Source organism: Micromonospora sp. NPDC049089 (genome assembly GCF_040648775.1).
Lineage (GTDB): Bacteria > Actinomycetota > Actinomycetes > Mycobacteriales > Micromonosporaceae > Micromonospora.
The window spans coordinates 1-9,400 of record NZ_JBEZEH010000248.1 but is presented as its reverse complement, the minus strand read 5'-3'; the positions used below and the strand labels follow the sequence as shown (position 1 = coordinate 9,400).

General features: G+C 71.3%; 7 protein-coding genes. 2 read left to right on the top strand and 5 right to left on the bottom strand.

Annotated elements, in window-relative coordinates:
- Positions 1–144 precede the first annotated feature (144 nt).
- Together AB0B48_RS29540 and AB0B48_RS29535 are read left to right on the top strand one after the other, a co-directional pair.
- Positions 145–1,170, top strand: a complete 1,026-nt coding sequence (locus AB0B48_RS29540) for a sensor histidine kinase (RefSeq protein ID WP_357207181.1) — start codon at positions 145–147, stop codon at positions 1,168–1,170.
- Positions 1,167–1,802, top strand: a complete 636-nt coding sequence (locus AB0B48_RS29535) for a response regulator transcription factor (protein WP_357207179.1) — start codon at positions 1,167–1,169, stop codon at positions 1,800–1,802. The genes AB0B48_RS29540 and AB0B48_RS29535 overlap by 4 nt, the downstream gene beginning before the upstream one ends.
- An 88-nt stretch (positions 1,803–1,890) precedes the next feature.
- Here the strand turns inward: AB0B48_RS29535 and AB0B48_RS29530 are convergent, their stop codons facing one another.
- From AB0B48_RS29530 to AB0B48_RS29510, 5 genes are all read right to left on the bottom strand, one after another.
- Positions 1,891–2,640, bottom strand: a complete 750-nt coding sequence (locus tag AB0B48_RS29530) for an alpha/beta fold hydrolase (protein WP_357207183.1) — start codon at positions 2,638–2,640, stop codon at positions 1,891–1,893.
- A gap of 34 nt (positions 2,641–2,674) precedes the next feature.
- Positions 2,675–3,610, bottom strand: a complete 936-nt coding sequence (locus tag AB0B48_RS29525) for a TauD/TfdA family dioxygenase (RefSeq protein WP_357207177.1) — start codon at positions 3,608–3,610, stop codon at positions 2,675–2,677.
- An 85-nt stretch (positions 3,611–3,695) separates the two neighbouring features.
- Positions 3,696–5,060: an MFS transporter gene (locus AB0B48_RS29520; RefSeq protein ID WP_357207175.1), complete on the bottom strand. Its 1,365-nt coding sequence runs from the start codon at positions 5,058–5,060 to the stop codon at positions 3,696–3,698.
- Positions 5,027–6,010, bottom strand: a complete 984-nt coding sequence (locus tag AB0B48_RS29515; RefSeq protein WP_357207173.1) for an ornithine carbamoyltransferase — start codon at positions 6,008–6,010, stop codon at positions 5,027–5,029. The genes AB0B48_RS29520 and AB0B48_RS29515 overlap by 34 nt, the downstream gene beginning before the upstream one ends.
- Positions 6,010–9,400: amino acid adenylation domain-containing protein (locus AB0B48_RS29510; protein ID WP_357207171.1), on the bottom strand; the 3,391-nt coding region annotated here is incomplete at its 5' end. The genes AB0B48_RS29515 and AB0B48_RS29510, both read right to left, overlap by 1 nt.

Here is a 9,400-nt window from a genome sequence, read left to right as displayed (position 1 = left end):
ACCTCACCCACCCGCGTGGGGCCCGCGCGGGGCGGGGGGGGGGGGGGGGGGCCCCCCCCCCCCCCCCCCCACGCCGGGATGATCATCGTTGCGGCCGTAACGTGTGGGCTGATCTACGCGGCTGGGCCGTTACTGCCGTCCGTCATGCGTTCGCGGCGCGCCGCCGCGGTGTGGCTGGCCGCCGTCGGCGCGGTCTGGCTGATCCTGCTGACCCTGTCGGCGGACGCGGTATGGGTGGCGTTCCCGCTGTATTTCCTACAGCTGCACCTGCTGTCACGCCGCGCCGGCCTGACCGCCGTAGTGACCACCACAGTGGCGGCTGTCATCGGTTTCGCCGCCCACCAGGGCTCGTTCAGCCCGACGGCGGCGATCGGCCCGACCCTCGGCGCCGCCGTGGCGGTCGCGGTGGTGTGGGGATACCAGAGCTTGTACCGCGAGAGTGAACACCGCCGAAGGCTGATTGGGGAACTCACCGCGACCCGCGCAGACCTCGCCGCCGCACAGCACACCGCCGGTGTCCTCGCCGAACGCGAACGCCTCGCCCGTGAGGTCCACGACACCCTCGCCCAGGGCTTCACCAGCATCCAACTACTGCTACGGGCTGCCGAACGCGCTCTTCCCGACACCCCGCACAAAGCCGCCCATTACGTCGGGCAGGCCCGCCAGGCCGCCGTCGACAACCTGGCCGAGGCCCGCCGCTTCGTCGCCGCGCTCACCCCGCCCGCCCTCGACGACACCACTCTGGCCGGCGCCCTGGAACAGCTGTGCGCCACCACCAGCACCCGCCACCGCCTCACCGCGCGTTTCCACCTCACCGGCGATCCCCGGCCGCTGCCGGCCGCGTACGACACAGCCTTACTGCGTATCGCCCAGTCCGCCCTCGCGAACACCGTGCGCCACGCCGAGGCCGCCACCGCCGACGTCACCCTCAGTTACCTCGGTGATCACGTCGCCGTGGACATCGTCGACGACGGCCACGGCTTTGACCCGCACCGACTTCCCGCACCCGAAGCAGGCAGCGGCGGATACGGCCTGCCCGCGATGCGCGCCCGCGTCCTGGCCCTCGGCGGCACTCTCACCCTCGAGTCTGTCCCGGGCCACGGCACCGCTCTGGCCGCCCAACTGCCACTCGCCTGCTCGAGCGACCACCCCGTCAAGGCGACCTCATGACCGACGTCCCCATCCGCCTACTGCTGGCCGACGACCACCCCATCGTCCGTGCCGGTCTACGCGCCATACTGGAGACCGAACCCGGCATCGAAGTCGTGGCCCAAGCCGCCACCGCCGAAGACGCCGTGGCCCGCGCCTGCCAAGGCGACATCGACGTCGTGCTCATGGACCTGCAGTTCGGTAAAGGCATGAACGGTGCCCAGGCCACCGCCGCTATCACCGCCCGACCCGGCGCCCCCCGCGTACTGATCGTCACCACCTACGACACCGACGCCGACACCCTGCCCGCCATCGCAGCTGGCGCCACCGGTTACCTACTCAAGGACGCCCCACCCGAAGACCTCGCCGCCGCCGTCCGCACCGCCGCGGTCGGCCGAACCACTCTCGCCCCGGCCGTCGCCGACCGGCTCATGAACCGGCTACGCGACCCCAGCACCACCCTGACCCCCCGCGAAACCGAAGTCCTCACCCTGGTCGCCGAAGGCCTGTCCAACCACGCCGTCGGTGTCCGCCTGCACCTCACCGAAGGCACCGTCAAATCCCACCTCGCCCGCATATACACCAAACTCGGCGTCGACTCACGCACCGCCGCCATCGCCACCGCAACCCAACTCGGCTTGATCCGACGGTGACCCGGACACCACAGAGCCACCGAGCGGCCCCACCGCCTCTCCTCTGGCCACGGTTCCCGCGACCGTCCCTTGGGGCGTGGTCCGTCGGTCAGCCCAGACGGGCGGTCACCGCGGCAACCACCTGTTCCTGTTCCGGCACGAGATAGAAGTGGTCACCGGGGAACGTCGCCAACTCGAAGCCGCCGGTAGTCAACTCCCCCCAGGCCCGCACCGTCGACGTGGTGCACGTAGGGTCCTCGGTCCCCAGGTAGGCGGCGATCGGGGCTCGGACCTTCGCCGGTTCGCGCGGCAGGTGGCGGTAGAGCATCCGCAGGTCCCCCCGGAGCGAGGGCATGATCAGCTCGCGGAGCTTCGGTGACCGCAGCAGCACCGGATCGACCTCACCCAGGGCGCCGATCCGGCCGAGCAGATATTCGTCGTCGGCGAGATCCGGGTCGAGTTCGACCCGGGAGATGTGCGGCGCGCCGTGTCCCGAGACGAAGAGCACGCTCGGCGTGAACCCGTAGCGGGACTCCAGGACCAGGGTGACCTCGTACGCCACCGACGCGCCCATGCTGTGGCCGAAGAACGCGATCGGCCGGTCCAGGTACGGCACGAGCACGTCACTGATCCGTTCGGCGAGCACGTCCATCTGATCCACGCAGGGCTCCAGCAGCCGGTCCTGCCGACCCGGGTAGCAGACCGCCAGCAGATCGGTGGCGCCGTCAAGCAGGCCCGCCCACGGTTGGAACACGTTGGCGTTCCCGCCGGCGTGCGGGAAGCAGACCAGGCGCAGGTCGGACCGCTCAGCTCGGCGGAAGGTCCGCAGCCACCGGCCACGCACCCCGGCCCCTATCATCTCCACGTTTCTCCTCCCGCCAGCCGATGCCCGGTCAGTCCGACATCGCCACGAGGATGCGGCGGCTCCCGGTGTAGGGGCGCCGACCGTGCGCCACCAGCACGTTGTCGATCAGCAGCAGGTCACCGACGCGCCAGTCCACGTCGATTGCCGCGTCCAGCCCTCGGTCGCGGATCTGGAACACGTACTCGTCGGGGATCGGGCTGCCGTCGGCGAAGGTGACCGACTGGGGCAGTTCGTCCTGCGTCATCACCTGGGTCATCACCCGAGCGACCTCGTCGTCCAGAGCGGCCGGGTGCCACTGGTCGCTCTGGTTGAACCACACCTCCACCCCCGTTACGGGGTGCCGGGTGGTGGCCGGGCGGACCTGGCTCACCCGCAGCCCTTCCGCGGTCCACGTCCAGGTCGCCCCGGTGCCGTCGAGGAACGCCTCGACCTCCGCCCGGTTCTCGGTCTCAAAGGTCTGCTGCCAGCTCTTGCCCAGCCCCAGGCCGTCGTGCAGGTTCTGCTGGTAGCACACCCCGCCCGCGAAGGCGGCGCGGACCTCCGGGTCGAGAGACTCCAGCCAGTGATGGGCGTCGACCACCGGGGTGGCACCGCCGGTCGGCGCGGCGAGCTGGCAGTAGAACAGCAGGCGGGCTGGCCAGTGCGCGGCGTACGACAGTTCGTTGTGCATGGAGATGGTGTACGGCGCTGGGTACTCGGTCGAGGTGTAGACGTTGCGGCCGACCTTGGTACGTGGCGAGTTGCCATGCACGTAGGCCAGCCGGTTGGGCAGCACCATGTCCATCACCGGGTCCAGCGCGCCCGGCTCGACGCCGAAGCCCCGGAACACCAGCGCCTTCTCGGTGGTGAGTAACGCCGTCAGGTCCAGCTCCCGCAGATGGCCGATCAGCCCGTCAACGGTGGCTGCGCATCTGGCGCTGCTGGGTGTGATCTCGTGCGGCTGCCACGTGCCGTGCTCGCTCATCGGTCGGTCTCCTCCACGCCAGGGTCGGTCCTGTGCCGGGCAGCCTGACGTGGGCGGCCATATTTCCTCGATATCGTCGCCGGGTTCAACCATGCGGGTCGCGACCGGCTGCCGTCGCCGCCAGCTCGGCGTCGGCCCGCTCGGCGTCGGCCCGCTCGGCAGCTGCCTCGGCTCGTTCCGCCTGTGCGGCGGTACGGGTGCCGAAAGCCAGCACCGCGAACACCGCGATCACCACCATCGTCGCGCCCACGACGGCCAACGCCACCTCGATGCGTACGGTGTCCAGCAGGAAGCCCGCGAGCAGCGCGCCGATCGAGTTGGCACCGGAGGAGAGCAGCGTGAAGATCGAGCCGGCCCGGCCGCGCAGCTCGTCGGGTGTCGTCCTCAGCAGATACAGCACCCCGGCCACGTTGCCGATCCCGGCACCGTAATTGATCAGCGCCAGGAGGACACTGGCCGCAACCAGCCCGGGTGCCACGACCAGCAGCGGCATCAGCACCGCCCACGCCAGGTGGATGCCGATCATCATCCGGCGGATGCCCCACCGGCGCAGGAAGGCGTTGCTGGTCATCGCGCCCGCCATGCCGAAGACGCTGTTGATTGCCAACAGCAGACCGACCGTCGCGGGCGTGCCGTCCCGGTCCTTGACCAGCACCACCAGACCGAGGCCGAGGATCTGGAAGAGAATGTTGCTGGCCGCGAAGAGGCACAGCGCCCGACGCAGGTAGAGCTTGCCCCAGATGAAGGCGACACCTTCCCTGATCTGGGCGATCAGCCCGCCTGCCGAGCCGTCCGACGACCGGGGCGCCCGTAGGTCCCGCCGGACGAACAGCAGGGTCACCAGCGACACCAGGTGCACGGCGGTGGCGAACAGGAACGGCGCGAAGCGGGCCACGGCGTAGAGCACGGTGCCGGTCGGCTGGCCCAGGATGCTGGCGGCATTGGCCCGCGACTCGTTGGCCGCCAGCGCCGCGCCCAGTTGGTCGCGGGGCACCACGGCACACACCGCGGCTCGTTCCGCCAGCGCGTAGCAGATGCCGAGGGTGGCCTCCAGGAACGCGACCACCATCAGGTGCGGCAACCGCACCGCGTCGAGCAGCACCACCGCCGCCACGCTGCCGGCTCCGAGAACGCGGCCGGCGGTGCAGATCAGCATCGTCGTACGCCGGTTCCACCTGTCGACGAGCGCGCCAGCCGGCAGCTGGGCGACGAGGTTCGGCAGCAGCGCGGCGAAGGTGACGAGGCTGGCCGCGGTGGCCGAACCGGTCGACCAGTAGACCAGCAGGGTGTAGCCGATGGAGGTGGCCCGGGCACCGAGCGCGGAGAGCCCCGAACCGGTCCAGAGCAACAGGAACTCCCGGTTGCGGGTGAGCCTCGCCGCGCGGCGGGCGGGCCTGCCCGGCGGCTCGGTGACCGTCACCGCGTCGTCCCACCCGCGTGCGATCGGCACCACTCCAGCACCGCCATCGCGCTGTAGAGCTTGTTCTCCGCCTGACCGAACGCGATGCTCGCTGGCCCGTCGAGCACCTCCGAGGTCACCTCCTCACCGCGATGCGCCGGCAGGTCGTGCAGGAACACCGCGTTCGGGCTGTGCCGCCAGAGTTCCTGTTCGACCCGGAACGGGGCGAAGACCTGTCGCCAGTCCGGGTCCGGCTTCACGGTGCCGGTGGTCTGCCAGCGGGTGGTGTAGATGGCATCCAGATCGCCCGGCAGGTCTGACATGTGGCACCGCTCGACGATGCTCGCCCCACTGATCTCGGCCTGCCGGGTGGCGTCGGCCAGGATCTGGGCGGGCAGGCCGTAACCGGGCGGGGTACGCAGTTCCAGTTCAACGCCCGGAAACCGGGTGAGCCCCAGGGCGAGGGCGGTGGCCGTGTTGTTGGCCTCCCCCAGGTAGAGCAGGCGCAACCCCTCGATCCGGCCGAACTGCCGCAGCAACGTGGTCAGGTCTGTCAGCGCCTGGGTGGGGTGCTCCTCGGCGCTCATCGCGTTGATCACCGCCATCCGATTCTGGGCAGACCAGGCCCGCAATTCGGCCGGGTCACCGGCGGTGCGGGCGACCAGCACGTCGAGCATGCCGGACAGCACCCGGCCGGTGTCCTCGCTGGTCTCCCCGGTGTTGGTCTGCAGGTCCTGCGGGCCGTACTGGATCACGCCGGCGCCGAGCCGCAGTGCGGCGCTGGTGAAGGCGGTCCGGGTACGCGTCGAGGTCTTGAGGAAGTAGACCCCGGCGACCTGCCCGGCGAGCGGGTTCCCGCACTCCCCGGCGGCGAACGCGGCGCCCCGGGCGATGATCGAGTAGAGGTCCGCATCGGTCAGGTCGCGGATCGACACCAGGTGCCGCACCTGCTGGACGGTGGGGTCGGTGACCGTCGCGGAGACGCTCGGAAAGGTCGTCATCACATGTCCTCCGTCCGTGCGGTGTTCGACATCAGCAGCGACATGACCTCGTCGCCTGTCTCGCCGTTGGTCAGCAGCACCAGCCCTGCCCCGTCCGGAACCCGACCGGTGACGAGCGCCCGGTAGCCGGCGATGTGGCCCCGGTGGGTGAACTCCACGTGCGTTCCAGCACTCCCCTCGATGCGGTCCACCATGCAGCCGAGCCCGAAGACGCCGCCCGGGCCTGCGGTCAGTTGTGCCCTCACCGTTTCCAGGCTGAGCAGGGCCGGATCACCCCGGTAGGCGGTCTGGATCTCACTGGTCAGCACGGCCAGGTCGGTAGCGGTGGTCCAGAGGCCGGCTGCCGCCAGGTCCGCACGCACCTCCCAACCGTGAGGGTGTGGCTCGCCCCGTTCGTCGTGCCCGGCTGCCACCGGCCGGCCGGACGTCTCCGGAAAGCTCTGGTCGAAGCTGCTGCCGGTCATCCCCAGTGGTGCGAAGACCAGCTCGGCCATCAGGTCGGCGAAGGATGTCAGGGTGACGTCCTCCATGAGCTGCTGGATCACTACGAAGTGGCTGTTGCGCTCCACCGCGACCGGGTCGGGCGCGTCGAGCGCCCGCACCGGTTCGGTGGGCACGCCACGGCCGAGCAGCAGGTCCGACAGCGGCGGTACCGGGCCTCCGCGCGGATGTCCGCTGCTGCCCGTCGAGGTCAGGCCGGCAACGTGGCCGAGCAGTTGCCGCAGGGTCACCGGCCGGTCGGCGGGCAACTGCCACCCCTTGAGGTACGCGTTGACGTCCGCGTCGAGCTGGAGTGCTCCCCTGTCGACCAGGGCCAGCGCACCTACCGCCGCGACCAGCTTGCTGACCGAGCCCACCTGGAAGATGGTCTCCGGGGTCACCGGGGCGTCACCGCCAGCCGTGCAGTGCCCGACAGCAAGGACTTGCACCAACTCGCCGTCCGCGAGCACGGCCAGCGACGCGCCGGGCACCCGCGCCTCGGCGAGCAGCGGAGCGACCCGGGGCAACGGCGCGATCCGGGGCAGCGCCACGGCTCGCGCCGCACCGGCCCCCGGGGCCGTAACGGCCACGGTGAGCGCGGCGGCGAGGTCCGCCAGCGGTTGGTCCATCATCGCCTGTTGCAGGGTGAGCGGGAGGCCGGCCTGCCGGGCCGCGGTGACCACGGGCACCACCAGCAGTGAATGCCCGCCAAGGGCGAAGAACCGGTCCTGACGACCGACCGTGGGCACGTCCAGCACCTCGGTCCAGATCCTGGCGAGGATCGTCTCGGCCGGACCCAGCGGCGGGGCGATCTCCGCCTCCGTCCGCAGTGGCACCGCCGGCAACGCCCGCAGGTCCACCTTGCCGTTGGGATTGAGCGCGATGGCGTCGACCGGCACGAAGGCCGCCGGGACCAGGGCCGCGGGCAGCCGCCGGGCGCAGTGCCCGGCCAGGTCGTCGGCACCACCCACGTGGTACGCGATCAGCTGGTTGCCCCCGCCCGGAGCCGGGCGGGCCACCACCGCCGCGTCGCGTACGGCGGAGTGTTCGAGGAGCACCGCGCGGATCTCGCCCGGCTCGACCCGGTGCCCACGGATCTTCACCTGATCGTCGACCCGGCCGAGCAGGTCGAGTTGCCCGTCCGGCAACCAACGGCCGCGGTCACCGGTGCGGTACAGCCGGGAGCCCGCCGGCCCGTACGGGTCGGGCACGAACCGGGCGGCCGTGTGTTCGGGTCGTCCGGCGTACCCCCGAGCCAGTTGCGGTCCACCGAGGTAGACCTCGCCGACCGCGCCGACAGGCACCGGATTCAGCCGAGCGTCCAGCACGTAGGTACGCATCCCGCCGAGCGGCCGGCCGACCGGCGCGACCTGGCCGGTGAGCGCGCCGGTCAGCGGGTAACGGCTGACGGCGACCGTCGCCTCGGTCGGTCCGTACTCGTTGAGCAGCACGGTCCGTGGTGCGAGTTTCTGCCATCGCGCGCAGGTCCGCGCGGTGAGCGCCTCGCCGCCCAGCACCAGCACCGGGGTCAGCGCGGCTGCCTGCTCGCTCGACAACTGCCCGGCGAGCAGGTCCAGATGACTCGGGGTCAGCTTGACGAAGCTGAACGGCCCCGCCGCGGCCAGCCGCGGGCCGAGTTCGTCCAGCCCGGCGTCGGTCGGCATCAGCCACAGCCGCTGCCCGGCGACCAGCGGCGCCCAGATGGTGGTCACCACCATGTCGAAGGCGACCGACGAGAACAGTGCCGTGCCACCCACCCGGTCGGCGACGAGCTCGTCCACCGCCCAGTTCAGGTAGCCGGCCAGGCTGCGGTGGCTGACCTGCACCCCGTTGGGCCGTCCCGTCGACCCCGACGTGAAGATCACGTACGCGAGCTGGTCCGGGTCGGTGCGGCCGGGCGGCTGGTCGTCGGGGCGGGCCGCGATCGGCCCCGCGTCGACGTCCAGCAGCACCCGGTCGACGCCGGTGAACCGGTCGACGTAGGCGGTGCTGGTGACCACGACGGTGGCCCCGGCCTGGGTGAGCATGGACGCGATCCGCGCTGCCGGGTACGACGGGTCGATCGGCAGGTACGCCCCGCCCGCCCGCCAGATGCCCAGCAGGGTTGTGACGAGGTCGGCACCTCGGTCGAGCAGCACTCCCACCACCCGCTCCGGCCCGACGCCCCGCTCCCGCAGGTGCCAGCCGAGCCGGTTCGCCGCCGCGTCGAGGCCGGCGTAGCTCAGCTGCCCGACCGCCTTCGCGTCACCCGCGATGGCGGCAGTGTCCCGCACCAGGTCGGGCACCATGCCGGGCTCCGGCACGATCTCGTCGGCCGACTCGGCCCAGCCCACGAGCACGTTGCGCCGTTCCGCCTCGGGCAGCAGTACCGCACGGGCGTCGCCGTCCGGGTCCGCCACCATCGCGTCGAGCACGAGCCGGTACATGGCGGCCAACCGCTCGACCTCGGCCCGCTCCAGGTGGTCGCTGTCGCTGCTCAGCTCCAGGTGCCCGGCGACCGCCGAGACGGCAAGGGCGAACTCCGAACTGGCGGCGGCGTACCGGGGGCCGGACTCGACGTGCTCACCGACCACCTCGTCGAAGTCGAGGTAGCTGAAGTAGACGTCAAGCAGGCGGGTGCCGGAAACCGCAGGTCGGATCGCCGGCGCGGGGTAGCGCCGGTGCGGCCACATCTCGACCTCCGTGGCGTGCACCCGGCGGACCAGTTCGGTCCAGGTGGCACAGTCACGCTCGTACGGGAAGGGCAGCGTGTTCAGCGACATGGCGTACACCCGCTCGCTGCCCGGCATGTCCGGCCGGGTGTGGCAGACCAGGCCGCTGTAGAACCGGGGCTCGTCGGTAAGCTGGCCGAGCACCGTCAGGTGCGCGGCGTGCAGCACCGCCTTGAGCGAGACTCGCGCGCTGGAGGCC

Excerpts from the sequence above, each read along its gene's own strand:
- AB0B48_RS29535 (WP_357207179.1), top strand. The coding sequence starts at position 1,167 with ATGACCGACGTCCCCATCCGCCTACTGCTGGCCGACGACCACCCCATC.
- AB0B48_RS29530 (WP_357207183.1), bottom strand. The coding sequence starts at position 2,640 with ATGATAGGGGCCGGGGTGCGTGGCCGGTGGCTGCGGACCTTCCGCCGA.
- AB0B48_RS29540 (WP_357207181.1), top strand. The coding sequence starts at position 145 with ATGCGTTCGCGGCGCGCCGCCGCGGTGTGGCTGGCCGCCGTCGGCGCG.
- AB0B48_RS29515 (WP_357207173.1), bottom strand. The coding sequence starts at position 6,010 with ATGACGACCTTTCCGAGCGTCTCCGCGACGGTCACCGACCCCACCGTC.
- AB0B48_RS29525 (WP_357207177.1), bottom strand. The coding sequence starts at position 3,610 with ATGAGCGAGCACGGCACGTGGCAGCCGCACGAGATCACACCCAGCAGC.